Source organism: Variovorax sp. Soil_C_17 (assembly GCF_057657265.1).
Window position 1 is genome coordinate 580,169 of record NZ_JBDGIT010000002.1, and the last position, 24,560, is coordinate 604,728.

Here is a 24,560-nt window from a genome sequence, read left to right on the forward strand (position 1 = left end):
AGCCAACGTTCAGCAGGCGGACGTAGGCTTGCGCGTTCATGCCCCGTTCCATCTTCGCCCGGCCTCTTGCCTGGACACTCCTGGCCCTGCTCCTGCTCCTGCTCTGGGACGCCACCGGTCTCGACCTCGCGCTCGCGCAGCTCGCGGGCACGCCGACGGGCTTTCCGTGGCGCGGCAACGGGTTCCTCGTGCATGTCATGCACGAAGGCGCGAGGGCGCTGAGCTGGCTGTTGCTGATCGCGCTCGTCGCTGCCATTCGCTGGCCCGTGGGCGTGCTGCGCCGGCTGCGCACGCGCGAGAGGGCCCAGCTCGCCCTGACCGTGCTGGCCGGCGTGCTGGTGGTGTCGCTGGTCAAGCAGGCGAGCGCGACCAGCTGTCCCTGGGACCTGAAGGCCTTCGGCGGCGCGGCCGTCCATGTGTCGCACTGGGCCTGGGGCCTGCGCGATGGCGGGCCGGGCGGCTGCTTTCCGGCGGGCCACGCCTCCGCCGGCTTCGCCTACGTGGGTGGCTGGTTCGTGCTGCGGCGCGCCTCACCGCCGGCGGCGCGCGCATGGCTGGCCTGCGCGCTGGCGGGCGGGCTGCTGCTGGGCCTGGCGCAGCAACTGCGCGGGGCCCATTACATGAGTCACACGCTGTGGACGGGCTGGCTCTGCTGGACCACGGGCTTGGCCATCGACGCGCTGCTGCGGCTGCTGCGGGATGGCAGAGGTGCGGAGGCGGGCGCCGCGCCCAAGCTGAACGAAACCTGAGCCGGGCATTCAGTGAGTTTTCAGTCCGGCTTTTCAGACTCGCCGGATGCCTTTCTCGACAGTCCGTAACTCCGTCCTTTCCCCCGATCGCACCCTTGCCGCGCCCCTGGCGCAATCCTCGACCGAGGAGGCCATTGCATCCTCCCCATGGCGGCGTATCGACGCCCGGCTGGCGCAGCCGCGATCGGCACGCAGCGTGGTCCTGTGGCTGAGCCTCTATCTCGCCTTGGCCGCCAACTGGCCCCTGTGGGCGGAGCTGGCCCGCATCGGCGGGGCGCCCAGCATCTACCTGCCCCAGGTCGCGCTGATGGCGCTGCTCACCGTCTGCGGCACCGTCGCCCTGCTGGCGCTCGTTGCCTGGTCGCGCTGGATGAAGCCGCTGTGGTTCGGCGTCGTGATCGTCGCTGCGGTGGCGCAGCACTTCATGCTGAGCTACCACGCCGTGATGGACCCGAGCATGCTGGCCAATGCGATGCAGACCGACGTCCACGAAGCACGCGACCTGATGGGCTGGCGCCTGCTGATGCACGTGCTGTTGGTCGCGGTCTTGCCGGCCTGGGCGTTGTGGCGCGTGCGCGTGGCCCCCATGGGCCTGCTGTCGCAGGCATGGCGCAACGCGCTGCTGCTCGTCGCAGCCGTGGCGCTGGCGGCCGGGGGCGCGCTGGCGATGAACCGGCAGCTCGCGCCGCTGATGCGCAACAACGTCCACCTGCGCTACATGATGAATCCGCCGGCCAGCCTCTATTCGGCGGGCGCGGTGGCGCTCAAGCCGCTGTTGCGACACAGCAGGAAGCTGATCCCGGTCTCGGGCGGCACGACACTGGGTGCGAGCTACGCGGCGCAGGCCCGGCCGCCGCTCTTCGTGCTGGTGGTCGGCGAGACGGCGCGGGCCGATCATTTCGGGCTGAACGGCTATGCGCGCAACACCACGCCGGAGCTGGCCGCGCGCAAGGTGCTGTCATGGCGCGACGTCCATTCCTGCGGCACCAACACGCTGGCCTCGGTGCCCTGCATGTTCTCGCCGCTGGGGAAGGCCGCCTTCGAGGCGCGCAAGGACGACTACGAGAACCTGATGGACGTCCTGCAGGCCGCAGGCCTCGCGGTGTTCTGGCTCGACAACCAGCCCGGCGGCTGCAAGGGCGTGTGCGACCGCATCCCGCATGCCTTCGCCTTCGACCAGCTCGCGCCGGAGGTGAAGAGCGCGCTGTGCGATGGCGACGAGTGCCTGGACGACGCCATGCTCCGGGGGCTGGACGAGCGCCTGGCTGCGTTGCCGGCAGAGCGCCGCGCCAAGGGCGTGGTGCTGGTGATGCACCAGATGGGCAGCCATGGGCCGGCCTACTACAAGCGCTCCTCGCCGGACGCCAAGCGCTTCGTGCCCGAATGCAAGACCAATGCGCTGGCGGAGTGCAGCCACGCGGAGTTGGTGAACGGCTTCGACAACTCGATCGCCTACACCGACCGCTTTCTCGGGAAGACCATCGATTGGCTGCAGGCGCAGTCCGGGCGCTACGACCCGGCCTTGCTCTACCTGAGCGATCACGGCGAGTCGCTGGGCGAGTACGGGCTGTTCCTGCACGGCGTGCCCTACAGCTTCGCGCCGGAGGTGCAGAAGCACATCCCCATGGTGATGTGGTTCGGGCCGCGCATGCGCGAGCGCGCGGGGCTGTCGCCGGCCTGCATGGAGGCCGGGCTGGATGCGCCGCTCACGCATGACAACCTCTATCACACGGTGCTGGGTGTGATGGATGTGCGCACGCCGAGCTACAAGGCCGGATTGGACGCGCTGGCGTCATGCCGCGGCATGGGCCCCTCTCCGGCTCTTGCTCCCTCTCCCACGCCCTCCGGGAGAGGGCTGGGGTGAGGGCACCGGAGGCTTGCTTTGGCGTTGCTCCAGCCTTGGAGTCAGCGCAACGCAAGTGGCAAAAAGCTACTTCTTGGCCTTGGGCACCCGACCCAGCAGATAGAACTCCGCATTCGGCTGCATCCCGCCGAAGCTCGCCATCCGGTTGGACAACCCGAAGAAGGCCGTGATGGCCGCAATGTCCCAGATGTCCTCGTCGCTGAAGCCGTGCGCATGCAGCGGCGGAAAGTCGCTGTCGTCGATCTCGTGCGAACGCTCGCAGACCTTCATAGCGAACTCGAGCATCGCGTACTGGCGCGGCGTGATGTCGGCCTTGCGCCAGTTGACCGCGACCTGATCGGCGACCAGCGGCTTCTTCTCGTAGATGCGCAGCAGCGCGCCGTGCGCCACCACGCAATAGAGGCAGCGGTTGGCCGCACTGGTGGCGGTCACGATCATCTCGCGCTCGCCCTGCGTGAGCGAGCCTTCCTCCTTCAGCATGAGCGCGTCGTGGTAAGCGAAGAAGGCGCGCCACTCGGCCGGCCGGCGCGCGAGGGCGAGGAACACGTTGGGAACGAAGCCGGCCTTTTCCTGCACCTCGAGCACCTTGGCGCGGATGTCTTCGGGCAGGTCCTTCAACTCGGCGAGGGGATAGCGCGATGCGGTCATGGTGCCTCCGTGTGTTGCAGCCGCCATCATAGGAGCGAGGATCTTCGGCACGCTGCGCGCAAACGCGTGCGGTTCGAGGCCTTGCCACGGCTCGCAGTCGGAGGGCGGCAGAGGGTCTAGGCGCCCGGCCTGTCCATTGCCGGAGTCGAATCCTCGGACGCGAGAACGGCCGATGCGCTTTCGTCCTTGAGCGCCACCCCCGTCAGGCTGCGGCGTAGCGCCTCGCGGACGAACCAGGCGAGCTTGAACGCGGCAGCCTCGTAGGACAGCCCCTCCGGCCGCACGTTCGAGATGCAATTGCGCTCGGCGTCATGCCGGCCGCGGCGCGGCGCGTGTGTGATGTAGAGGCCGAGGCTGTCGGGCGAACTGAGGCCGGGCCGCTCGCCGATCAGCATCACGGCCATGCGGGCGCCGAGGGCCTCGCCCACCTCGTCGGCGAGCGCGACCCGTGCCTGCGTGGCGATCACGATCGGCGCGAGCCGCAGCGCGGCCGGCAGCTGCGGGCGCAAGGCGGACAGCAGCGGCAGCGCATGGCGGGTCGCGGCCAGCGAGGAAAGTCCGTCGCCGATCACGAGGCTGAGATCGACCGGTGGGCCTGCCAGGGCGCGCAGGGCCTGCGCAGCGTCGTCGTCGAGCTGCCGGCCCAGGTCGGGGCGGCGAAGGTAGGTGGTACGGTCCGGCGCGCGGCTGCGCGCACGCAGCACCTCCCAGCCGTCGCCACGCAGCGCGGCCTCGAGGGCATCCACATCCAGGGCCGCATGGATCGCGTCGCGCGCCATTGCATGCGCCCAGCCGAAGCGCAGGATCTCGTCGGTCGGCATCCCGGCACCTGCACGGCCGAGCGCGAGGCGTGCCGGCGTCGCGTTGCGCCAATCGGCCCAGGGGCTGTGCGTGACCGGGTCGGCCATTGGCATGCCTGCGCCTTCGGCTGCGGTGCGAGCGTCTTCGGGCGGCCGGGCGGCGCTCATGTCAGCGCCTTCAGCGAACGCATGTCCGCCAGGAGCGGGCTGGAAGAGGGCGCCAGCAGCCGGCCCGTGCCGTCGGTGATCTGCATGCGCTGCAGCCAGGCCTCGAACTCTGGTGCGCGCTTCAGTCCCATCGTCTCGCGCAGGAACAGCGCGTCGTGGAAGGAGGTGCTCTGGTAGTTGAGCATCACGTCGTCCGCGCCGGGCACGCCCATGATGAAGTTGATGCCGGCCGTGCCGAGCAGCACCAGCAGCGTGTCCATGTCGTCCTGATCGGCCTCGGCATGGTTGGTGTAGCAGACGTCGCAGCCCAGCGGAAGGCCCAGGAGCTTGCCGCAGAAATGGTCCTCCAGCCCGGCGCGGATGATCTGCTTGCCGTCGTAGAGGTACTCCGGCCCGATGAACCCGACCACGGTGTTGATCAGGAGCGGCTCGTAGCACCGTGCCAACGCATAGGCGCGCGCCTCGCAGGTCTGCTGGTCGACGCCGAAGTTGGCATCCGCCGAGAGCGCGGAGCCCTGGCCGGTCTCGAAGTACATGAGGTTGCTGCCCACCGTGCCGCGCGCGAGCGACTGCGCGGCGGCGTGCGCTTCATGGAGCAGCTCGGGCGTGACGCCGAAGGAGCGGTTGGTCTTCTCGGTGCCGCCGATGGACTGGAACACCAGGTCCACCGGCGCGCCGGACTCGATCAGCTTCAGCGCGTGGGTCACGTGCGTCAGCACGCAGCTCTGCGTCGGCACCTCGAAGCGCTGGATCAGCTCGTCGAGCATGCGCAGCAGATCGCCCAGGTGCTGCACGCTGTCCGTCACGGGGTTGATGCCGATCACCGCATCGCCGGCGCCCATCAGCAGGCCGTCGAGCATGGAGGCGGCGATGCCGCGCAGGTCGTCGGTGGGATGGTTGGGCTGCAGCCGCACCGCGAGGTGGCCGGGCAGGCCGATGGTGTCGCGAAAGCGCGTGACCACGCGGCACTTGCGCGCCACCGCGATCAGGTCCTGGTTGCGCATCAGCTTGGAGACCGCGGCCGCCATCTCGGGCGTGAGGCCGGGCGCGAGCGCCGCCAGGACTTCGGTGCCCGCTCGCTCCGATAGAAGCCAGTTGCGGAAGTCGCCGACCGTCAGGTGGGCCACCGGCGCGAAGGCCGCCGCATCGTGGCCGTCGATGATCAGGCGGGTGATGTTGTCCTCTTCGTAGGGGATCAGCGCCTCGCTCAGGAACTGCTTGAGCGGCGTCTCCGCCAGCACGTGGCGCGCTGCCATCCGCTGCTGCACGGTGGCCGCGCCGATGCCCGCCAGGTAGTCGCCCGAACGCGCCGGGCTGGCGAAGGCCATGACCTGCCGAAGGTCGTCGAAGGCGAAGACCTGCGAATCGAGCGTGGTCCGGTAGCGCATGGCGGCAAGGAAGAAGTTCAGCCGATCGTGGAGAGCAGTTTGTCGGGTGCAGCGGCCTCGCGCTGTGCGGCCGTGAGGCGGAAATAGCCGTAGGCCAATGCCATCAGCACCAGGAACAGCAGCGCCAGCTTGCCGTTGAACCAGATCATCGCGGCGAGGCATACCAGGCCCAGCAGCAGGGCGATGGCGGGGAAGACGGGGTAGAAGGGCGCGCGGTAGGTGCGCTCCAGCTGCGGCTCGCTGCGCCGCAGCTTGAACAGCGCGGCCATCGAGATCAGGTACATCACGATCGCGCCGAGCACCGACATGGTGACGATGTTGGCCGTGAGCGTCTGGCCGCCGAACTGCACCCATTCGTCGCTGAAGATGGCGGCGATGCCGATCACGCCGCCGGCCACCAGTGCGCGGTGCGGCGTGTTGAAACGCGGGCTCAGCGCGGCGAAGGTGGCGGGCAGGTAGCCGGCACGCGCCAGTGCGAAGATCTGGCGCGAGTAGCCCATGATGATCCCGTGGAAAGAGGCGACCAGCCCGAACAGGCCGATCCACACCAGCATGTGCAGCCAGCCGCTCTGCTCGCCGACCACGGCCTTCATCGCCTGCGGCAGCGGATCGTTGATGTTGGCGAGCTGGCGCCAGTCGCCGACGCCGCCGGCGAAGACCATCACGCCGAAGGCCAGCACCACCAGCGTGAGGATGCCGGTGGTGTAGGCCAGCGGGATGGTGCGGTGCGGATCGCGCGCCTCCTCGGCCGCCATCGCCGCGCCCTCGATCGCCAGGAAGAACCAGATCGCGAAGGGGATGGAGGCGAAGATGCCCGGGATCGCCGCGCTGCCGAAGTCCGAGCTGCCCGACCAGCCGTGGGCCACGAAGTTGGCGAGCGACCAGCCCGGTGCGACCACGCCCATGAAGACCAGCAGTTCGAGAATGGCCAGCACGGTCACGAAAAGCTCGAAGGCTGCCGCGATGCCGATACCGACCCAGTTGAGGGCGATGAAGATCACATAGGCGCCGAGCGCGAACCACTTTGGGTTGATGCCGGGGAATTGCACGTTGAGGTAGGCCCCGATCGCCAGCGCGATGGCCGGCGGCGCGAAGACGAACTCCACCAGCGTCGCGAAGCCCGCGACGAAGCCGCCGTTGGGCCCGAAGGCGCGCCGCGCATAGGCGAAGGGCCCGCCCGCGTGCGGGATGGCGGTGGAGAGCTCGGTGAAGCTGAAGATGAAGGTGGTGTACATGGTCGCGACCAGCACGGTGGCGACCAGGAAGCCGAGGGTGCCGGCGGTGTTCCAGCCGTAGCTCCAGCCGAAGTACTCGCCCGAGATCACGAGACCGACGGCGATGCCCCAGAGCTGGATGGGGCCGAGCACTTTTTTCAAGCCTGTGGACATGCACACTCCTTGTTGTCGATGGGGACCGGAGCCTCACAGCAAGAGCGATGCCATGGCGGCATGCGCCGCAATAATGGACCGTTTTCAACCAACCCGGGAGACCGTCTCGTGCATTCCTTCTTTCGTCTTACCGCCGCAGCCCTCGTGTCCTTGTGCGCACTGCCGGCCGCGCTGGCGCAGAGCGCCCCCGTCACCACGCCGAGCGGGCTGATCTACCAGTCGCTGAAAGAGGGCAACGGCGCATCGCCCTCGGCCACCGATGTGGTCAAGGTGCACTACCGTGGCACCTTTCCGGACAGCGGCAAGGAATTCGACAGCTCCTACAAGCGCAATGCGCCGACCGAGTTTCCGTTGAACGGCGTGATCCCGTGCTGGACCGAAGGCGTGCAGAAGATGAAGCCGGGCGGAAAGGCCAAGCTGACCTGCCCGCCCGCCATTGCCTACGGCACGCGCGGGGCGGGCGGGGTGATTCCGCCGAATGCGACGCTGGACTTCGAGATCGAGTTGATCTCTGTGGCCAAGCGCTGAGTCGGGCCGTAGCGAGGCTGGGGTGAATGGCGTCAAGGACAGGGGCGGGCAGGCGTGCGGCATGGGACTCGGCCTTCTCCAGTGGAACCTATTTCGACCTCAGGAACTCGCCCACTTCCAGCAACACCAGCTTGTTGTCATCCGCCTTGTTCGGCTCCCGGCTGCTCGAGAAGGGCAGGTTGTTGTCGTTCCCCACCACGATGTGCGGCGCATCCAACACGTCCCCGTTCTCGACCGTGAGGAAGGGGAAGCTCATCACGCCCCTCCACCGTGCTGGCCACGCTGAGTTCCTGGACCAGTTTGCTGCGATGGCGGTCGGCGGGCTTGAGTGCGTGGGCCGTGCTCCATCACTTCCTAAAACGGGGCCATGGTCTCGCCCACGCCCTGGGCGATGGTCCGCAGCAGCAGGAGCTTGTTCGGCTTTTTCTTTCGGCCGAATGCATCCAAAGCTGGATGAAATTTCCGAGGGCGACAAAGCTGAGGTGCAATGGGAGACGAAAGACTTAATTGGGATTCAATTTCGTGGACCTAGCTTAACTTTTGCCTGCTATGGCAATGCGTTAGTCGTGGCTTATGATCGACCAATGGCGAGTTTTACGGCTACGAAACTATTCGTAGAGGCGTTTGGCCACCAATTCAAAACCCGATCCGATAGCGAAATCTTTATTGCAATTTATGGCCTTCGTCCAGAATAACTCGTTCGGGTTCGGTGGAAACAACGCCATCACATTGTTCAACGCAGTGTGCGGGGATGGGGTCCGGCAGCAACAGCCGTTCGTACAGCGGTCGACAGGTCCGCAATGGAGAGTCTATGACGCAATCGACTAATCTCGTCGGTGCGCCGCCGCAGGAACCTGGGACCGATCTGGACACTGCCTTTCACGACGCCGGCATTAACTTCGACCGGAGCTCGGGCGATGCTCTTAGCGCTGGCCCAGAAATTGGCAATACTGTGATGGGTCGCGCTCGTTCGGAGTGGCTGGGACTCGCGCGCGATGTCGTGGCTCTGTCGCTGCCGTTGATGGGCACCATGGCCGGCAATCTGCTGATGATGATGGTGGACCGGATTTGCCTGGCGCGGTACTCCAGTGCTACGTTGGCAGCATCCGGTCCGGCAGTGTTTACGGCCATGACCGTAATTACCTTTTTCACCGCTACGGCCAATCTTTCGCGATCTTGCGTTGCGCAGGCCCATGGCCGCGCGGACGGTTTGGGCGCGAAGCGGGAAGCGGCCCTCGGCGTTATCGTTGCGCTTGGTCTCTCGGTGGTTTTGTTGGCGACCACACCGTTGCTTCGGATGGTGCCCCACCTGAGCGGCCGGCCCATCGAGATCCGCGAACTCGAATCAAGCTTCCTGGAGCTGTCGACACTGTTCGGCGCCGTCATGGTGATCAACGTGTCGTTGTCGTCTTACTTCAACGGCATTGGCCGCGCGAAGGTCACGTTGTACGTCAGTCTGGCGGGCCAGCTGATCGCCGCGTTCTTCATTTACGGACTGATCTTCGGTCGGTTCGGGCTGCCAGAACTCGGCATGCAAGGCTCCGCCCTCGGGACACTCGTCGGCACTTCGGCGATGCTCGCTTTATATACATGTCTGCTGCCGACCAGACTCCTTTCAGGCGGGCTTAGCCACTGGGTCGGTGAAGGGTGGCGGCGTCTGCGCGGACAGGTGATGTTCCGGCTGCGCAGGGGGTTGGCATCAGGCCTGGCCGCAGGGCTCGACGTTCTGGGGAACACGGCGTTCGTCTGGCTTGCCGCGGTCTTAGGGCCAATTGCGCTGGCCGCAAACAATGTCAACCTGACACTCAACTATCTGGCGATCATTCCGATCATTGGCATGGGAATCGGATGCAGCGTGCTGTGCGGTAATGCGATCGGCAAGGATGAGTTCGACCGGGTCCTGCCTATCTTGCGCACCACGGTACTGGTCGAGGGTGTCTATGTCCTCCTCGTGAGCATGGTGCAGGTATTCGCACCGGTTTGGTTGCTGAAGCCTTTCGGCCTCGAGACGAACGATCCAATCACCATGAGTACCGCGATCGACACGGCGCGCGTGCTGTGGACGTACTCGGCATCGTTTGTTTTCTCGATGACTGGGGCCGCGGTACTGGAGAGCTTCGGCATGACGCGATTCATCCTCGCCACGCGCATCCTCCTGATGTGGGGGATGAGCATTCCATTGATTTACGTCGTGACCCACTACGGTGCCGGCGATTCGACTTGGTTGCCGAGGATCTGGATTATCGGCTCTGTCTTTGAGTGTGCAATTGGTACTCTCTACTTCTGGCGCATCCGGCAGGCAACCGAGCAGCGCCTCAATTTTTTGAAACCCAGCACTGCCACTTGAAGGATGACGATGTCCCTTCTCGATCAGTGGCCAGTGATTCGTTATCGGCCCAGTCCATTGCAGGCGCGTCGCGTTTGTACCGTGCTGCCAGAGCGGACTTCGCCGCCCGGGCTGATCGTGGAGCAGTAGTTGTTGATGAGCCTGTCCACAACCAGGTACCTCCAACGTCTCGGATGTCCGGACAGCATCCGTAGAGCGCGACCCGAGCCGTAGAACCGGCTCGCTGAGAGTTCTCACCCCGGCTGGTACTGGTACAGCCAGGTCTCCGTCAGCGTCTGGTCCCCGGTTTTCATGAACAGTCGCATGTCCACCGGCTCCGTGCCCTCGGTCGTGAAGTCGAACTGCGCGCGCCAGTGGCCCGCCACGCCGTTGGGCACCGCTTCGGCAAAGATGTACGAGAACTTCCCGCGCGAGGCCGTGAGCACCAGTTCGGGCTTGACGCCGAAGGGGATCGCTTCGAGCGGCTTGCCGATGAACTCGACCATGAACTTGCGCACGCCTGCGGGGCGCTGCGTGCCCGGCTCGCCGCCGCGGCCCATGCGGGTGGCAACGCAGCGCGCCAGCGGCGAGGGGAAGGGCTCCTGGTCGGTCCAGTGCAGCCGGTACTTGAGCGCAAAGCTCGCCCCGGCCTTGGCAGGCGCCTTGGGCACCCAGCAGGCCAGGATGTTGTCGTGGATCTCGTCGTCGGTGGGGATCTCGATCAGCTGCACCGAGCCCTCGCCCCAGTCGCCCTGCGGCTCGACCCAGAGGCTGGGCCGCTTCTCGTAGAGCACGCCGTCCTGGTAGTGGTCGAAGTTGCGGTCGCGCTGCAGCAGGCCGAAGCCGCGCGGGCGCGTGTCGCTGAAGGCCGAGGCGCGGGTCTGGGCCGGGTTGTTGAGGGGGCGCCAGATGCGCTCGCCCGCGCCGTTCCAGATCGCCAGGCCGTCGGAATCGTGCACCTCGGGCCGCCAGTCGATGGCCGTGGGCTTGACGGTTTCGCCATACCAGAACATCGAGGTCAGCGGCACCAGGCCGAGGCGGCCGACGTCGCGGCGCAGGAACAGGCGCGCCTCGATGTCCATCAGCACCGCCTTGGTCCGCTGCATCACGAACTTGTAGGCGCCGGTAATGCTGGGGCCTTCGAGCAGGGCGTACACCGTCATGGCGTTGGCATCGGGCGTGGCGGGCGGCTCGAAGTAGAAGCGGGTGAAGTTGGGGAACTCCTCGGGCCGGTCGGGCATGGCCGCGTCGAGCGCGATGCCGCGTGCCGACAACCCGTACTGGTAGAGCTCGCCGATGGCGCGGAAATAGGAGGCGCCGAGGAAGGCGACCCAGTCGTTGGTCTGCCAGGGCAGCTTCTTCTGGTCGCCCAGGCGGCTCTCCTGCAGCCGGAAGCCGGCGAAGCCGGCGCCTTCGCGCAACTGGCGCGCGGGGCTGTCCGCGGGCATCGTGAAATAGTCGCTGTCGTAGAGGATCTCGCGCGCGAAGCCGTCGCCGCTGGCGGCCTCCGTCACGTACATGTGGACCGGCAACTGGAAGTAGCGACCCAGGTGGAAGAAGGTGACGGGGAAGGGGCCGGGTCCGTCGCGGAACACGGCGAGCTCGGGGTTGTACTTGATCTTGCCGTGCGCGTCGTAATCGATGCGCTGCAGCACGTCCGCGGGCAGCGAGGTGTCGGCCACGAAAGGCCTGCCCGCGAGCGCCTTGGCTTCGGTAACAAGACGTTCGAAAGAGAAAGGACGGGGTTGGCTGAGCTTGATTCCCCCGGCCGCGAGGGCATCTGCAGGGAATCCGAGGGCGGCCAGCGCCATGGAGGCGCCGCCGGCGGTGAGGAGTGAACGGCGATCGATCATCGGCCAAGATGGTAACGAGGCTCGGCGCAGGGGCCCGTAGGCCGAGGGCGCGAGCAAGAAAGCCCCCTTTGGCGGCCTTGTCCTACGATCTCCTGCGAATCGAATTCGAAAGCAAGACCCGGAGTGCGCATGCGAGGCCCGATCTCCAGAATCGGTGCATCGATCCATGAAAAGCCGAAAGGACTTGCAATGAACATGATGAGCAATCCCAAGGAAATCCACGCCCTTCGAACCGCGAGCGATCCGCGCTGGGCGGCCGTCGTGGCACACGACGCCACGGCCGACGGGCAGTTCTTCTACTCGGTGAAGAGCACCGGCGTGTATTGCCGGCCGTCCTGCGGGGCGCGCCGGCCGCGGCCCGAGAACGTGGCCTTTCACGCGACGGCCGCCGATGCGGAGCGCGCGGGCTTTCGGCCGTGCAAGCGCTGCAGGCCGGACCAGCCGGCACGCAACGAGCAGCAGGCCGCCAAGGTGGCCGAGGTGTGCCGCTTCATCCAGAACGCCGACGAGACCCCGACGCTGAATGCGCTGGCCGAGCGCGCCGGCCTCAGCAGCTTTCACCTGCATCGCCTGTTCAAGGAGGTCACGGGGCTCACGCCCAAGGCTTATGCCGCGGCACACCGCGACCGGCGCGTGCGAGACGCGCTGGCGCGCAGCGAAACGGTGACGGATGCGATCTACGACGCCGGCTACAACTCCAACGGCCGCTTCTACGAGCGCTCGAACGAGGTGCTGGGCATGACGCCGACGCGCTTTCGCGCGGGCGGCGCCGACACCGACATCCGCTTCGCCATCGGCCAGTGCGCGCTCGGCGCGATCCTGGTGGCGCAGAGCGCGCTCGGCGTCTGCGCCATCGCGCTGGGCGACGATCCCGATGCACTGGCGCGCGAGCTGCAGGATCGCTTTCCGCAGGCGCGGCTGATCGGCGGGGACCCGGCCTTCGAGCAGATGGTGGCGCGCGTGGTGGGCTTCGTCGAGGCACCCGGCGTGGGCCTGGACCTGCCGCTGGACGTGCGCGGCACCGCCTTCCAGCAGCGCGTGTGGCAGGCGCTGCGCGACATCCCGCCGGGCAGCACCGCGAGCTACGCCGAGATTGCCGAGCGCATCGGCAGCCCGAAATCGGTGCGCGCGGTGGCGCAGGCCTGCGGCGCCAATGCACTGGCGGTGGCGATTCCTTGCCATCGGGTGGTGCGCAGCGACGGCGGGCTCTCCGGCTATCGCTGGGGCGTGGAGCGCAAGAGCGCGCTGCTGAAGCGGGAGGCGAGCGCTGCATGATCGATTGGCAACAGGTGGCGCTGGACCTGGACGGCGAGGGCAGCGCGCTGATCCCCGGCCTGCTCGCGCGCGAGGCGTGCGAGTCGCTGGCCGCGCTCTATCCGCTGGACCCCTTGTTCCGCAGCCGCGTGCTGATGGAGCGCCATGGCTTCGGCCGCGGCGAGTACAAGTACTTCGACTATCCGCTGCCCGACATGCTGGCCGGGCTGCGCGAAGCGATCTACCCGGAGCTCGCGCCCATCGCCAACCGCTGGAACCAGCTCATGGGCATCGACGTGCGCTATCCGCCGCGGCACGCGGACTTCATCGCGCGCTGCCATGCGGCGGGGCAGACGCGGCCCACGCCGCTGCTGCTGCAATACGGCGAGGGCGACTACAACTGCCTGCACCAGGATTTGTACGGCGAGCATGTGTTCCCGCTGCAGCTGGTGATCCTGCTGTCCGAGCCGGGCCGCGATTTCACTGGGGGCGAGTTCGTCATGACCGAGCAGCGCCCGCGCATGCAGTCGCGGCCCATCGTGCTGCCGCTGCGGCAGGGCGATGCGGCGGTGATCGCGGTGCACCACCGCCCGGTGCAGGGCACGCGCGGCGTTTATCGCGTGAACCTGCGCCACGGCGTGAGCCGGGTGCGCTCGGGGCATCGGCATACTGCCGGCATCATCTTTCACGACGCGGCCTGAGGCCATGACGCTCGATCTCTTCGAAGGGCTTGAAGAATCCGGGCTGCCGGCGACTCAGCCTCTCGCGCCGGGCGCGGTGCTGCTGCGCGGCTTTGCGCGTGCGCAAGAGGTGCAGCTGCTCGCCGGTGTGGAGGCGGTGCTGGTGCAGGCGCCGCTTCGGCACCTGATCACGCCGGGCGGTTTCCGGATGTCGGTTGCGATGAGCAACTGCGGTGCGCTGGGCTGGGTCTCCGACCTCAGCGGCTACCGCTACGACGCGAACGATCCCGACAGCGGCCGGCCCTGGCCGGCGATGCCCGTCGCCTTTCGCGAGCTGGCCGCAGCCGCCGCACGCGCGGGCGGCTTCGAGGGCTTCGCACCGGACGCCTGCCTGATCAACCGCTACGAAGCCGGCACCCGGCTCTCCCTGCACCAGGACCGCGACGAGGGCAACTACGACTGGCCCATCGTCTCCGTTTCGCTGGGCCTGCCGGCCGTGTTCCTCTTCGGCGGGCCGAAGCGCTCGGACAAGGCGCAGCGCGTGCCGCTCGTGCATGGGGACGTGGTGGTGTGGGGCGGGGCGTCGCGGCTGCACTACCACGGGGTGCTGCCGGTGAAGGAGGGCGAGCATTCTCTGACGGGAGCTTGCCGCATCAACCTGACCTTTCGCAAGGCGGGCTGAGCGTTTCCGGCATCTCGCCGGTTTTGGCGTCCGGCCAGGAAGTGTGGCCAGCGAAGCCGCTGCTCGTGCGTTGCCGGTGTTCGGAACCTTAACAAGTCCGCTGTTACTCATGGGCGGGACTCAACTCCCTGATGCACCCGCCGATCGGGGCGCATTCATGTCGGAGGCAGGGTCAGAGACGCACCATGAAATTCAATTCGACGGGCCATCGCACTCACATTTCCCTTTCGCCGTCCACGAGCGTTCCTGCCGTGCGACCACGGGCCGAGGCATCCGCGGCGGATGAAGGCCTCCAAGGGCTTTACCAGCCCGCCATCGTCCCTCTCGATTCTGCCGATGCCAAGCGTCGCGAGAAAGTGATGCGCTCGCTCGGCGAGTGGGCTGGGGTGCAACCGAAGAAAACGGGGGTTTATTCGGTCGGCGACATCGAGCTGTCGATCCACCACGAGCGGCAGCACGAGTTCGAATGTGCCTACGTGCCGCCCCCGGACGGTCCAGAAGCTTGTGACCTCGAACAGGCCGGGTTAGAACCATCCACCGTCGTGGATTTCGCGCTGAACGTCCTGGAACGATCGGGCCAACTCGCCTACCTGCTCCGGTATCGCGATCACTTGATGGACGATCATTACGGCGTGCACGTCAAAGTGGCTTTCCAGGATGCATTGAATGTCAAGGAAGCCAGGTTTCACATGGATGGGAACGAGGACGGGACCGTGCTCTTCACGAACCTCATCCATGACATCGCAGCGCCCATCGATGGCGCGGAGTTCATCGTGAATCCGCCGACGTTGCGGGGACGCATCGAGGCGCTGAACGGCAGGATTCCGGACGTCGTGCTGGGGCACTTGCTGGATGTGCACCGGTCGATGCCTCATGAGGAAGTGATCCGGAAAACGCAACTGGATGCCGGCGACATGTGCAGCTTCACGAATCTGACCGTGTACCACAGCACGCCGGACCCGAAGAGCCGTGGCGTGGACGTCGACACCTTGGGCACGGGCCTGCCCGAGTACTTCGAGCGCATTGGCCGTCGGAACTGGAGCAGCGACTATCTGCGCTACGCCGCGCTCCTCGTGTGCGAGGGAATTGAAACGCCAAGTGAAGATGACGCTGAATTCATGAAAATGACGGAGCACACGGCGGTGGGCCTGCTGGCACGCCTCATCCACACCTTCAAAGGCGCAGGGAAGGGCACGGTCTACACGGCAGATCTGGTGCAGACGGGCTTTACGCCCGACGACGCCCGCGGACTGCTGGAACACTTTGGCGCAAGGCCGAAGGATGTGGTCAACGTCCTCGAGAACGGAAGAGTCGTCAGGCATTCCTTGACCGACCCCCTTCGCACGCTTCCGCGCCAACTGAGCGACACGATCCGCGACAGAGCCAGAAAAGGATCGCGGGCCCAGCCGGAGACTCGCCGGTTCTTGGCTGTTCTGGTGATATTGACCCCCGGGGAGGCGCCTGGCTAAACGGGCGGCGCGACGTCATACGAAATCCGCCCCGCCGGCAGATAGAACAACGCGATCACCGCGCCCCCCTTCGCTTCGGGATAGTGATGGCTCCCCGGGGCCGGCGCCGTCCACCCGCCATGGCACCAGCCGTTGGGCCCGGCAAGCGCCGCGCCCTCGTCCAGCGGCACCACCATGTTGAACTCGCCGTAGGGATGCGCGTGGTAGTCGCCGCGGAAGCTGCCGCCGTCGTTGCCCTGGTCGTTGCCGGTGCTGTCCATGTAGACGGTGGTGATGCTGAATCCCAGCGTCTGCGGCGTGGCCTCGCTGATGCGGCTGCGGCGGTAGCGCTGGCCGCGAATCTCGACGTTGGCGGCCCAGCCGTCGCGCACGCCGGCCTTCACCAGCCCGGCAAGCCGTTCGTAGAGCGGGCTGCCGGGGCCGTGATTCGCGTTCAGCCACTTCTCTACGTCGGTGCCTGCGGTCATGTTCTTGATCTGCTCGAGAAGAGGCAGGCTCGCGGCGATGAGTTCTTCCTGGTCGGTCATGGGTGCTCTCCTTGCGTTGTCACTCGTCGGCCTTGAAGCCGGATGCCGCCACGATCGGCTTCCACCGCTCGCGCTCGGCAGCGATGGTCTGCACATACTCGGCCGGGCCGACGTAGGCGGCCTCCAGTCCGATCTGTTCCAGGCCACCGGCCAGCGCCTTGTCGGCGGCGGCAGTCCGCGTGGCGGCCGCGAGCGCGGACACCACCGCGTCCGGCGTCCCGGCCGGCGCGAACAGGCCATAGCTTTCCACGCCCACCACGGAGCCGAAGCCCTGCTCGGCGAAGGTGGGAACGTCCTTGAGGAAACGGGAGCGCCGTTCGCTGGTCACGGCCAGCAGCCGCAGCTTGCCGCTGCCCAGGTACTGCAGAAAGTCGCCGACGAAGCCGAGGTAGGCAGGGACCTGTCCGCCCAGCAGGTCCTGCAGGGCCGGCGCGGAGCCGCGGTAGGGCACGTGGGCCAGCGGGACTCCCGCAGCCTGGGAGAAGCGGAAGCCGAGGAACTGGGCCAGCGAGCCGGCGGCGGGCGAGGCATAGCTGCGGCCGGCCTCGTTGGCCTTCAGCCAGCCGACATAGTCGGCCAGCGTGCGCACCTCGGTGGGCACCGCAGCGCTGACCGCCAGCACGCAGGTGGACGATGCCAGCGCCGCAACCGGGCGCAGGTCGCGGACCGGGTCGTAGGACAGCCGCGTGTAGACATGCGGGTAGATCGTCATCGCCGAGGTCTGGGTGCACAGCACGACGCTGCCATCGGCGCGTTCGCGCTTCATCTGGGCGGTGGCGATGCGGCCTGCGGCGCCGGGGCGGTTGTCCACGAGGTAGGCGCGGTTCTGCGCGCGCCAGGACTCGGCGAGGCGCCGCGCGGTCTGGTCCATCGTCCCGCCGGCCGGATAGCCGACCACGATGCGGCCCGGCGCGCCGTCCGGCTGCGCTCGCGCCGGGGTGGCGGCGAGCATGGCGGGGACCGGCACGAGGCTGGCTACATACTTGGCGAATCGTCGCCGGGAGATTTCGGTCATCGCGGGGCTCCATCGGGTTCGGTGAAGGCCTGGACATTGCCAGCGCTGCGCCGCCGCCGGAAGCGATGAATCTGCAACCGCCACATGCACGAGGTGCAACATGACCACCAGAGCGCAGGCCGCGCTGAACGCGAAGCGCATCGACCTGAACCTGCTGCGCGTCTTCGACGCCGTGTTCGAAGACCGCAATCTGCTGCGCGCGGGCAAGCGGCTGCACCTGAGCCAGTCCGCCATCAGCCATGCGCTGGGGCGGCTGCGCGAGGCGCTGCAGGACGAGCTCTTCGTGCGGACCCCCAAGGGCATGGAGCCGACTGCCCGCGCACTGGCCATGGCGCCAGCCCTGCGCGAGGCCTTGCGCAGCATTCACGACACGCTCGGCGTGCGGCCGTTCGACCCCGCGAGCACGGCGCGCAGCTTCGTGGTCGCGGCCAACGATTACGTCAGCTCGGTGCTGCTGACGCGGCTGGCCGCCTGCATGGCCGAGGTGGCGCCGGCGATCGATCTGGTGGTGCGCCCTTCGACGCGGCTGGACCTGGCGGAGCAGATCGACGTCGGCCGCATCGACATCGCGCTGGGCATCTTCGCCGAGGTCCCGGCCCGCTTCCAGGGCGCGCGCCTGTGGCTGCAGGAGGACGTGCTGGTCTTCCGTCGCGGGCATGCGCTCGCGCGCCGCAAGCCGCGCATCGCCGATCTGGCCGACTTTCCGCTGCTGACGGTGTCGCTGGGCGGTCAGGAGGAGGGCGCGGTCAGCGGCTTCATCGCGGAGCGCGGGCTGGCGCGCCAGTCGGAGATGTTCGACCGTGCGGCGCTGGAGGACGCACTGGCCTCGGCCGGCCTGCGCCCGCGCTACCGGATCACCGTGCCGCATTCGCTCGCCGTGCCCGATCTGCTGGCCGGCAGCGACATGCTGTCGATCGTTCCGGCGCCGCTGGCGCAGGCCTTCGTCGCCCGGCGCGAGCTGCTGGCGAAGGCGCTGCCGTATGCGACCCAGCAGGCGACGATGCGCGCCGTCTGGCATCGGCGGCACGAGCACGATCCGGCGCATGTCTGGCTGCGGGAGCAGCTCGCCCGGCTCGCCCTGTCGTTTCGTGCATGAGCATCTTGCGCAATGTTCAGTGGATGCCGGCGCGGCGCTCGTGCACCATGGCGGCATGGCGAAATCAGAACCGCTGGTGGCCGAGGGCGACGTCGTTGCCGGCATCGTGGTGCCGTGATCCGCTCGCGAAGAGCCGTGCGCGCCTTCAGGCCGACCCCGGTCCCGCGCGCGGTGGTGGCGGACATCCTCGGCGTGGCGCGCTGCGCGCCGAGCAACTCCAACTCCCAGCCCTGGAGGGTGCACGTGCTGGAGGGCGAGCCCAAGCGGCGCCTGAGCGAAGCGCTGATGCAGGCGCACGAGCGCAACGAGCTGCCGCCTTCGACGCATTTTCCGGCCGACCTGCCGGCGGAGTGCGCGTTGCGGCAGGCCGACTTCGGCGCCCGCTACTACGCCGCGCTGGGCATCGACCGCAAGGACACGTCGGCGCGCTACCGGCAGTCGGGGCGCAACCTCTGCTTCTTCGATGCGCCGGTGGGGCTGCTCTTCACCATCGACCGCCGGCTCACCCGGCACAGCTGGGCCGACTACGGGATGTTCCTGCAGACGATCATGATTGCCGCAAGGGCCCGGGGGCTCGACACCTGCCCGCAGGTCTCGTTCGTGCGCTACGAGCCGGTCGTCTCGGAGTTCCTCGGCCTGCCGGCGACGCAGGCGCTGGTCTGCGGCATGTCCCTGGGGTATGCGGACATCAAGGCTGAGGTGAACGATCTCGGGATGCCGAGGGAAGCGGTCGAGGATTTCGCGGTGTTCTGGGGCTAACGCCAACGGGCCACTAGCCGGGGCGCGAGAACGCCCCGCGATCCAGCGTGGTCGCGACCACGCTCTTGAGATCCGTCCGTGGCGGCGACGCGCGGGTGGGTACCGGCAACGCCTGACCCATCCGACCTGTATTGGGCAAACGCCCCTGCTACATCTTCGTCGCCAGGAGTGCCAGTTGCTTGTTGCGTTGGAGGATCGATACGAGGCGGTCGGGGAGTCCTTCGGTCTCCAGGCCGTCAGGCATATCGAAAGTCACCGATTGCAACGATTCCAGGCAATCCCCACTCTCGTACATTTTGAGCATCTCATTCGAATCGGGCATCCAGCTTGGATCGGGCAGTGCGATGTCCGTCACGTGCTTTGCTGAGAGCAGCGTGGCCACTACTTCTTTGCAGTTTTCGACTGTGTCGCCAGTGAGGAGTTCGACCTTGTGGACGCTACTCCGCGGCGAGAGCGTCGCGTTGGCCTCGGCAACCGCGTCGACAAAGCATTGGAGCAAACTTTCTGTTTCACTCTCGAACGAGACCTTCTCGACGCCGCCCAGCCTCAGAACTCGAAGGAGGTCGTCTTGAAATTGCTTGTGGTCTTTGAAGTTCCCTGTCAACGAGATTTCGGGGATGCTGCGCTCAAGCAATGACAGCAGATGGTTGGATCCGCTCACGGCTGTGAGGTTCCCTGTCAACGAGATTTCGGGGATGCTGCGCTCAAGCAATGACAGCACATGCTTGGATCCGCTCACGTATTGCAGCTTGGTGCAGTTATTGATGCATTTGCGCAGGAGCTCGCTGTTGTCTGGGCTAGGGTCCCATATGATCGCTTCGTCGAAGCTCGTGACGGGAGATTCCGGGTTCGCCATCACGTCGAGTAGCATCTCCGCAATGCGTTCTGAAACCTGGGGCGTCACGCTGACGCCGTACGTCATGCCCTTGGTGGCGGCTTGCTCGAACAGGGAAGCGGCTTCCTCGGGGCTCTGAACACTCATCAAGTTCAGCGTGGGCACGAAAGAGGGTGCTTTCTTCTGCATGGCAGCGAGCAGATCGACGTTCTGCCCGACTTCGAGTTCCAGCCATTCCGATAGCTCAAGGCTGTCCTTTCGTGAGAGTGTCTTGCAGTCGATGAACTTGTAGAGGACGGCTGCTCCCTCCCTGTTTCTTTCCGGTATGTCCAGGGTGGGGCACATCTTTTCGAGCAGTTGGCGCAGTTCGGTTGTTTTCGGGTCCTTGCCGGATTTGATTTCGACTTTATTGGCCTTGGACTGGTGAAGGTTCTGGGAGCTCGTTCGGAGGTTGACGTTCATGGTCGTAAAAATAGTTGAAGGCCGCACTGAGTAACCCGTGTCCGCACCGAGTTCCTCGGCTTCTGTTCCTCCGCTTAGCGGCCGGAAGGGCGCGAGGAGGGCTCCCAGCGATCCGGCGTGGTCGCGACCAGGCTCTTGAGGTCTGTCCACGGCCTGCCGCCCGGCACGTTGGAGGCGCCCGTCACGGCCGCCTTCGCGAAAGCGACCATGCGTTCCTGCAGGTAGCGCAGGTCGTCCGGGTCCCAGGTCTCCATCGAATGCGGGCCGCGCGCCACCACGATCTCCTTCAGGCCGCGGATGCGGTCGTAGGCGGCGATGGTGCCCTCCAGGCTCTCGGCGCGGTCCCACAAGCCCTTGCCGAAAAAGGCGGCCGGCCATCGCGCCATGCCCGCGAGCGTGGCCGAGTTGGGATAGAAGACGATGTGGTGGTCGGCCGCCATGCCGCCGAGGAACAGGTTGCGGTCTGCCAGGTCCGGCGCTGCCGGCACGTAGCCGGCACCGCTCGCGAAGGAGGCGAGCAGGATCGCACCCTTGATGTTCTTGTAGCCCTTGGGCGGCGAGCAGGCGGTGACCGGCAGGTCGTAGCTGCAGGACTCGACAAAGTTCTTTGTCATGGCCCAGGCGGTGGACATGGAGCCGCGCGAGTAGCCGCCGAGCAGGATCGGCATCTGCCTGGCTTTCATGCCGGCCAGCAGCCGGCCGCCCGCCGCACTGCCTTCGATCAACTCGCCCGAGGGCGTGAGCAGGCGCATGCCGACACCTTTCTCCAACTGATCGAGCACGCGGAACACGTCTTCGCCCTGCTCGAGCGTGTGGGTGTCGCTGAGGCCGCCGGAGATGCCCTCGCCGCGGCGGTCGTAGGCCAGCACGTCGAAGCCGGCGGCATTCAGTGCCTGCAGGTTCTCGCGCCACCAGCGCTGGCCCATGGTCTCGGTGCTTGCGTTGGGGAAGGCAATGGCGATGGCCCGGCCGGTGGCGGCATCGATGCGGTAGGGCTTCTCGTCGGGGTGTTGGATCGCCGTCATCTGCCCGCCGCCGCCCGTGGCGATGATCACCAGCGCGCGCAGGCGGCCACCCTTTCCGTCGTCCACGCCCGCGCCTTCGATGTACCAGCCGCGCAGCTTGATGGTGTCGGTCATGTGCAGTCTGAGGCGCTCGAAGCTGTCGCGCGGTGCGCTGAACTCGACGGTGTAGGTGCGCGACTCTGCCTGCGCGATGGCCTCGCGGTAGGGCGGCTTCGCAAAGAAGGCCGGACGCCGGATCTGGCGCAGGTCGACCTGGCCGTGCGGGTCGATCGCACCGGAGGGATCGACCACGCCGGTGGAGCGCCGCACGCGTTCCTGGTTGGGCGGCAGCCAGCGCTGGATTTGGGCATCGATGCGCCGGAAGCAGGCGGCGTCGTCCTTGCAGGTGCGCCAGCGTGCCTTGAGCCTGGCGTCGGTGAACTCGTCGACGTAGAAGTCGCGGCCGGCGTAGTGCCGCGGCGGGCGGTGCGCGCTCAGCAGCAGGGGCACGCAGACGGTATTGCCATGGGCCGCGGGCAGCAGGTAGCCGGGCAGCAGCGTGTTGCGGTCGGCGCCCACATGTGCGTGGCAGTCGGTGGGTGGCGGCTCGGCGTGGGACGACGTGTCGTCGCTGCCGGGCAGGGCGCAGCCGGCAACGACGAGCAGCGCCAGCGCCGCGCTTCTTCGAAGCCGCTCAGCCGAAGCGCAGCGCATGGATCGGCGGCGGGGATGCGAGGTGGGGCACGGCGGCATGATGCGCCGCTGCGCGCGAGGCTTCAAGAGCTGCGCGAGGCGGCGCGCTCACGAGGTCCGGCCTTTTTTCTGTTGCCGAGCCTGCGGAACTGCAGGGGCCGCGAACGCAGATCCGCACGATCATTCTTCACTGCAGGCGACGAACATGCCTCGTGGACCCAAGAGTGGCACGAGCCCAGGAATGGTTCCAAGCTAAGCCGCGATGAGCTTCTGCACCAGTTCCGCCGTCGTCGCCGCGACATATTTGCGCATCAGCCGCGCGCGATGGATCTCGACCGTGCGGTGGCTGATGCCCAGCGCCCGCCCGATTTCCTTGGAGGTCAGGCCCTTCATCAGCTGCGCCGCCACCTCGCGCTCGCGCGGCGTGAGCTCGGCCTTGGCCGCGCGGCGCGAGCCCAGGTCCTCGAAGGTCCAGATGCCGGCCTCGTGCGGTGCCGCGCGGTTGAGCGCCTGGCCGCTCACGTGGCACCAGAAGGTCTCGCCCGCAAAGGCGCCGTGCAGGCCGCCGACGCGCCGCATCATGCGGTTGTCGGCATAACGGCCGCTGGCGTTGAGGATCGGCTCCATGCGCTTGCCGATGCGCTCGAATTCGACGACGCTCGGGTAGAGCACGCGGAAGGACTGGCCGACCAGCATCTCGCGCGTGGCACCGAACATTTCGCACAGGCGCGCGTTGCAATCGACGATGATCCGATGGCGCGACAGCACCATGCCCACCGGCGCCTCCTCGAAGGCGAGCCGGTAGTCGATGGGGGCGAGGGCAGTGTCGGGTGTCTCCATTACGAAATACTACGTATGCGCATACGTAGTATCGTGCGGGTTATCCATCAACCACCATTTCCGAGCGAGGAATCATGGCGAACAAGATCTACCCCTCCGCCGATGCGGCGCTCAAGGGCGTCGTGGCCGACGGCCAGACGCTCGCGGTCGGCGGCTTCGGTCTCTGCGGCATTCCCGAAGCGCTGATCGATGCACTGCACGATTCGGGCGTCAAGAACCTGACCTGCATCTCCAACAACGCCGGCGTCGACGGCTTCGGCCTGGGCAAGCTGCTGGAGACCCGCCAGATCAAGAAAATGATCGCGAGCTACGTGGGCGAGAACAAGGAGTTCGAGCGCCAGTACCTGGCCAAGGAACTGGAGCTCGAATTCACCCCGCAGGGCACGCTGGCCGAGAAGCTGCGCGCCGGCGGCGCCGGCATCCCGGCCTTCTTCACCAAGACCGGCGTGGGCACGCTGGTGGCGGAGGGGAAGGAGCTGCGCGAGTTCGATGGCGAGACCTACGTGATGGAACGCTCGCTGGTGCCCGACGTGGCGCTGGTCAAGGCCCATGTGGCCGACAAGTCCGGCAACCTGCGCTTCCGCCTGACGGCGCGCAACTTCAACCCGGCCGCGGCGATGGCCGGCAAGATCTGCATCGTCGAGGTCGAGAAGATCGTCGAGATCGGCGAACTGGCGCCGGACGACATCCACCTGCCCGGCATCTACGTGCATCGCATCGTGCTCAACGCCCACCCCGAGAAGCGCATCGAGAAGCGCACCGTGAGCGCGGCGGTCGACGTGGCCGCCGCCAAGGTCGAGGCCCAGGCCGCCATTGCCCAGGCCGCCGCCGGCAGCGAAGTGCCGGCCCCCGTCAAGAACAGCAACAAAGGAGCCTGACATGCCCTGGACCCAAGACCAGATGGCGGCGCGCGCCGCCCAGGAGCTGGAAGACGGCTTCTACGTGAACCTGGGCATCGGCATCCCCACGCTGGTGGCCAACTTCGTCGGCGACAAGGAAGTCTGGCTGCAGAGCGAGAACGGGATGCTCGGCATCGGTCCCTTTCCGACCGAGGATCAGGTCGACGCCGACCTGATCAACGCCGGCAAGCAGACGGTGACCACGCTGCCCGGCTCGGCCATCTTCGGCAGCCACGACAGCTTCGCGATGATCCGCGGCGGCAAGATCAACCTGTCGATCCTCGGCGCCATGCAGGTGAGCGCCAAGGGTGACCTCGCCAACTGGATGATCCCGGGCAAGATGGTCAAGGGCATGGGCGGCGCGATGGACCTGGTGGCGGGCGTGAAGCGCGTGATCGTCCTGATGGAGCATGTGGCCCGCAAGAAGGACGGCACCGAGGATCTCAAGATCCTCGAGGAATGCACGCTGCCACTGACCGGTGTGGGCGTGGTGGACCGCATCATCACCGACCTGGCGGTGATGGACGTCACGCCCGAGGGCCTGAAGGTGGTCGAGCTGGCCGAGGGCGTCACCTTCGAGGCGCTGCAGGCCAAGACCGGCGTCAAGCTCCTGCACTAGGGTCTTGCTCTCTC

General features: G+C 66.9%; 23 protein-coding genes and 1 pseudogene. 13 read left to right on the forward strand and 11 right to left on the reverse strand.

Annotated features, from left to right (window positions below):
* Positions 1-38 precede the first annotated feature (38 nt).
* Positions 39-749 (forward strand): phosphatase PAP2 family protein, encoded by a 711-nt coding sequence (locus AC3A6Y_RS11350; RefSeq protein ID WP_487868324.1) that lies wholly within the window; start codon positions 39-41, stop codon positions 747-749.
* Between the two features lie 46 nt (positions 750-795).
* Positions 796-2,613: a phosphoethanolamine transferase gene (locus AC3A6Y_RS11355; RefSeq protein WP_487868325.1), complete on the forward strand. Its 1,818-nt coding sequence runs from the start codon at positions 796-798 to the stop codon at positions 2,611-2,613.
* A 66-nt stretch (positions 2,614-2,679) separates the two neighbouring features.
* On the opposite strand, the gene AC3A6Y_RS11360 is transcribed toward AC3A6Y_RS11355, so the two are convergent.
* From AC3A6Y_RS11360 to eat, 4 genes are all read right to left on the reverse strand, one after another.
* Positions 2,680-3,261: a peroxidase-related enzyme gene (locus AC3A6Y_RS11360; RefSeq protein ID WP_487868326.1), complete on the reverse strand. Its 582-nt coding sequence runs from the start codon at positions 3,259-3,261 to the stop codon at positions 2,680-2,682.
* A 116-nt stretch (positions 3,262-3,377) separates the two neighbouring features.
* Entirely contained in the window at positions 3,378-4,169 is a 792-nt protein-coding gene (eutC, locus tag AC3A6Y_RS11365; protein WP_487869047.1) for an ethanolamine ammonia-lyase subunit EutC, read from the reverse strand.
* A 56-nt stretch (positions 4,170-4,225) separates the two neighbouring features.
* Positions 4,226-5,617, reverse strand: a complete 1,392-nt coding sequence (locus AC3A6Y_RS11370) for an ethanolamine ammonia-lyase subunit EutB (protein WP_487868327.1) — start codon at positions 5,615-5,617, stop codon at positions 4,226-4,228.
* A gap of 17 nt (positions 5,618-5,634) precedes the next feature.
* Positions 5,635-7,005: an ethanolamine permease gene (gene eat / locus AC3A6Y_RS11375; RefSeq protein ID WP_487868328.1), complete on the reverse strand. Its 1,371-nt coding sequence runs from the start codon at positions 7,003-7,005 to the stop codon at positions 5,635-5,637.
* 108 nt (positions 7,006-7,113) lie between these two features.
* Between eat and AC3A6Y_RS11380 the strand changes: the two genes are divergently transcribed.
* Positions 7,114-7,533 (forward strand): FKBP-type peptidyl-prolyl cis-trans isomerase, encoded by a 420-nt coding sequence (locus tag AC3A6Y_RS11380; RefSeq protein WP_487868329.1) that lies wholly within the window; start codon positions 7,114-7,116, stop codon positions 7,531-7,533.
* A gap of 88 nt (positions 7,534-7,621) precedes the next feature.
* Here the strand turns inward: AC3A6Y_RS11380 and AC3A6Y_RS11385 are convergent.
* A pseudogene (locus AC3A6Y_RS11385) lies at positions 7,622-7,795 on the reverse strand (esterase-like activity of phytase family protein); the annotation flags it as partial.
* A gap of 549 nt (positions 7,796-8,344) precedes the next feature.
* Here AC3A6Y_RS11385 and AC3A6Y_RS11390 point away from each other — a divergent pair.
* Complete coding sequence (locus tag AC3A6Y_RS11390; RefSeq protein WP_487868330.1) at positions 8,345-9,880, forward strand: MATE family efflux transporter; 1,536 nt, start codon at positions 8,345-8,347, stop codon at positions 9,878-9,880.
* 233 nt (positions 9,881-10,113) lie between these two features.
* On the opposite strand, the gene AC3A6Y_RS11395 is transcribed toward AC3A6Y_RS11390, so the two are convergent.
* Positions 10,114-11,712, reverse strand: coding sequence for an OpgD/OpgG family glucan biosynthesis protein (locus AC3A6Y_RS11395; RefSeq protein WP_487868331.1), 1,599 nt, complete (start codon positions 11,710-11,712; stop codon positions 10,114-10,116).
* Positions 11,713-11,907: 195 nt separating this feature from the next.
* Here AC3A6Y_RS11395 and ada point away from each other — a divergent pair, with 195 nt between their 5' ends.
* The 4 genes from ada to AC3A6Y_RS11415 all read left to right on the forward strand — a co-directional run bounded on the left by ada (position 11,908) and on the right by AC3A6Y_RS11415 (position 15,797).
* Positions 11,908-12,987 carry a bifunctional DNA-binding transcriptional regulator/O6-methylguanine-DNA methyltransferase Ada gene (gene ada / locus AC3A6Y_RS11400; protein ID WP_487869048.1) on the forward strand — a complete coding sequence of 360 codons (1,080 nt, stop codon included), beginning with the start codon at positions 11,908-11,910 and terminating at the stop codon, positions 12,985-12,987.
* Positions 12,984-13,667, forward strand: a complete 684-nt coding sequence (locus tag AC3A6Y_RS11405) for a 2OG-Fe(II) oxygenase (RefSeq protein ID WP_487868332.1) — start codon at positions 12,984-12,986, stop codon at positions 13,665-13,667. Before ada ends, AC3A6Y_RS11405 begins: the two co-directional genes overlap by 4 nt.
* Before the next feature lie 4 nt (positions 13,668-13,671).
* Positions 13,672-14,328 (forward strand): DNA oxidative demethylase AlkB, encoded by a 657-nt coding sequence (gene alkB / locus AC3A6Y_RS11410; protein WP_487868333.1) that lies wholly within the window; start codon positions 13,672-13,674, stop codon positions 14,326-14,328.
* Positions 14,329-14,513: 185 nt separating this feature from the next.
* Positions 14,514-15,797, forward strand: coding sequence for a hypothetical protein (locus AC3A6Y_RS11415; RefSeq protein WP_487868334.1), 1,284 nt, complete (start codon positions 14,514-14,516; stop codon positions 15,795-15,797).
* Here the strand turns inward: AC3A6Y_RS11415 and AC3A6Y_RS11420 are convergent.
* Positions 15,794-16,324, reverse strand: a complete 531-nt coding sequence (locus AC3A6Y_RS11420; protein WP_487868335.1) for a 4-hydroxylaminobenzoate lyase — start codon at positions 16,322-16,324, stop codon at positions 15,794-15,796. The two genes, AC3A6Y_RS11415 and AC3A6Y_RS11420, sit on opposite strands and share 4 nt — an antisense overlap.
* 19 nt (positions 16,325-16,343) lie before the next feature.
* Positions 16,344-17,339, reverse strand: a complete 996-nt coding sequence (locus tag AC3A6Y_RS11425; RefSeq protein WP_487868336.1) for a tripartite tricarboxylate transporter substrate-binding protein — start codon at positions 17,337-17,339, stop codon at positions 16,344-16,346.
* 100 nt (positions 17,340-17,439) lie between these two features.
* Here AC3A6Y_RS11425 and AC3A6Y_RS11430 point away from each other — a divergent pair, with 100 nt between their 5' ends.
* From AC3A6Y_RS11430 to AC3A6Y_RS11440, 3 genes are read left to right on the forward strand one after another with little or no spacing between them, the layout of a single operon-like run.
* Positions 17,440-18,435 (forward strand): LysR family transcriptional regulator, encoded by a 996-nt coding sequence (locus AC3A6Y_RS11430; RefSeq protein ID WP_487868337.1) that lies wholly within the window; start codon positions 17,440-17,442, stop codon positions 18,433-18,435.
* Positions 18,428-18,553, forward strand: coding sequence for a hypothetical protein (locus AC3A6Y_RS11435; RefSeq protein WP_487868338.1), 126 nt, complete (start codon positions 18,428-18,430; stop codon positions 18,551-18,553). Before AC3A6Y_RS11430 ends, AC3A6Y_RS11435 begins: the two co-directional genes overlap by 8 nt.
* The gene (locus tag AC3A6Y_RS11440; RefSeq protein ID WP_487868339.1) at positions 18,550-19,194 is read left to right on the forward strand and encodes a nitroreductase; all 645 of its coding nucleotides are present in this window, start codon (positions 18,550-18,552) and stop codon (positions 19,192-19,194) included. The genes AC3A6Y_RS11435 and AC3A6Y_RS11440 overlap by 4 nt, the downstream gene beginning before the upstream one ends.
* A gap of 148 nt (positions 19,195-19,342) precedes the next feature.
* Here the strand turns inward: AC3A6Y_RS11440 and AC3A6Y_RS11445 are convergent, their stop codons facing one another.
* The 3 genes from AC3A6Y_RS11445 to AC3A6Y_RS11455 form a co-directional block, all read right to left on the reverse strand.
* Positions 19,343-20,491, reverse strand: a complete 1,149-nt coding sequence (locus AC3A6Y_RS11445) for a hypothetical protein (RefSeq protein ID WP_487868340.1) — start codon at positions 20,489-20,491, stop codon at positions 19,343-19,345.
* 74 nt (positions 20,492-20,565) lie between these two features.
* Positions 20,566-22,209: an alpha/beta fold hydrolase gene (locus tag AC3A6Y_RS11450; protein WP_487868341.1), complete on the reverse strand. Its 1,644-nt coding sequence runs from the start codon at positions 22,207-22,209 to the stop codon at positions 20,566-20,568.
* 231 nt (positions 22,210-22,440) lie between these two features.
* Positions 22,441-23,028, reverse strand: coding sequence for a LuxR C-terminal-related transcriptional regulator (locus tag AC3A6Y_RS11455; RefSeq protein WP_487868342.1), 588 nt, complete (start codon positions 23,026-23,028; stop codon positions 22,441-22,443).
* 74 nt (positions 23,029-23,102) lie between these two features.
* Between AC3A6Y_RS11455 and AC3A6Y_RS11460 the strand changes: the two genes are divergently transcribed.
* Together AC3A6Y_RS11460 and AC3A6Y_RS11465 are read left to right on the forward strand one after the other, a co-directional pair.
* Positions 23,103-23,906 carry a CoA transferase subunit A gene (locus tag AC3A6Y_RS11460; RefSeq protein ID WP_487868343.1) on the forward strand — a complete coding sequence of 268 codons (804 nt, stop codon included), beginning with the start codon at positions 23,103-23,105 and terminating at the stop codon, positions 23,904-23,906.
* A gap of 1 nt (position 23,907) precedes the next feature.
* Positions 23,908-24,546 carry a 3-oxoacid CoA-transferase subunit B gene (locus AC3A6Y_RS11465; protein WP_106560682.1) on the forward strand — a complete coding sequence of 213 codons (639 nt, stop codon included), beginning with the start codon at positions 23,908-23,910 and terminating at the stop codon, positions 24,544-24,546.
* Positions 24,547-24,560 lie beyond the last annotated feature (14 nt).

Bases quoted from the DNA above. Each gene is read 5' to 3' on its own strand.
- ada (WP_487869048.1), top strand. From the start codon at position 11,908: ATGATGAGCAATCCCAAGGAAATCCACGCCCTTCGAACCGCGAGCGAT.
- AC3A6Y_RS11425 (WP_487868336.1), bottom strand. From the start codon at position 17,339: ATGACCGAAATCTCCCGGCGACGATTCGCCAAGTATGTAGCCAGCCTC.
- AC3A6Y_RS11460 (WP_487868343.1), top strand. From the start codon at position 23,103: ATGGCGAACAAGATCTACCCCTCCGCCGATGCGGCGCTCAAGGGCGTC.
- AC3A6Y_RS11355 (WP_487868325.1), top strand. From the start codon at position 796: ATGCCTTTCTCGACAGTCCGTAACTCCGTCCTTTCCCCCGATCGCACC.
- AC3A6Y_RS11430 (WP_487868337.1), top strand. From the start codon at position 17,440: ATGACCACCAGAGCGCAGGCCGCGCTGAACGCGAAGCGCATCGACCTG.
- AC3A6Y_RS11370 (WP_487868327.1), bottom strand. From the start codon at position 5,617: ATGCGCTACCGGACCACGCTCGATTCGCAGGTCTTCGCCTTCGACGAC.
- AC3A6Y_RS11450 (WP_487868341.1), bottom strand. From the start codon at position 22,209: ATGCGCTGCGCTTCGGCTGAGCGGCTTCGAAGAAGCGCGGCGCTGGCG.
- AC3A6Y_RS11465 (WP_106560682.1), top strand. From the start codon at position 23,908: ATGCCCTGGACCCAAGACCAGATGGCGGCGCGCGCCGCCCAGGAGCTG.
- eat (WP_487868328.1), bottom strand. From the start codon at position 7,005: ATGTCCACAGGCTTGAAAAAAGTGCTCGGCCCCATCCAGCTCTGGGGC.
- alkB (WP_487868333.1), top strand. From the start codon at position 13,672: ATGACGCTCGATCTCTTCGAAGGGCTTGAAGAATCCGGGCTGCCGGCG.
- AC3A6Y_RS11350 (WP_487868324.1), top strand. From the start codon at position 39: ATGCCCCGTTCCATCTTCGCCCGGCCTCTTGCCTGGACACTCCTGGCC.
- AC3A6Y_RS11390 (WP_487868330.1), top strand. From the start codon at position 8,345: ATGACGCAATCGACTAATCTCGTCGGTGCGCCGCCGCAGGAACCTGGG.
- AC3A6Y_RS11360 (WP_487868326.1), bottom strand. From the start codon at position 3,261: ATGACCGCATCGCGCTATCCCCTCGCCGAGTTGAAGGACCTGCCCGAA.
- AC3A6Y_RS11405 (WP_487868332.1), top strand. From the start codon at position 12,984: ATGATCGATTGGCAACAGGTGGCGCTGGACCTGGACGGCGAGGGCAGC.
- AC3A6Y_RS11415 (WP_487868334.1), top strand. From the start codon at position 14,514: ATGAAATTCAATTCGACGGGCCATCGCACTCACATTTCCCTTTCGCCG.
- AC3A6Y_RS11445 (WP_487868340.1), bottom strand. From the start codon at position 20,491: ATGAACGTCAACCTCCGAACGAGCTCCCAGAACCTTCACCAGTCCAAG.
- AC3A6Y_RS11420 (WP_487868335.1), bottom strand. From the start codon at position 16,324: ATGACCGACCAGGAAGAACTCATCGCCGCGAGCCTGCCTCTTCTCGAG.
- eutC (WP_487869047.1), bottom strand. From the start codon at position 4,169: ATGGCCGACCCGGTCACGCACAGCCCCTGGGCCGATTGGCGCAACGCG.
- AC3A6Y_RS11455 (WP_487868342.1), bottom strand. From the start codon at position 23,028: ATGGAGACACCCGACACTGCCCTCGCCCCCATCGACTACCGGCTCGCC.
- AC3A6Y_RS11395 (WP_487868331.1), bottom strand. From the start codon at position 11,712: ATGATCGATCGCCGTTCACTCCTCACCGCCGGCGGCGCCTCCATGGCG.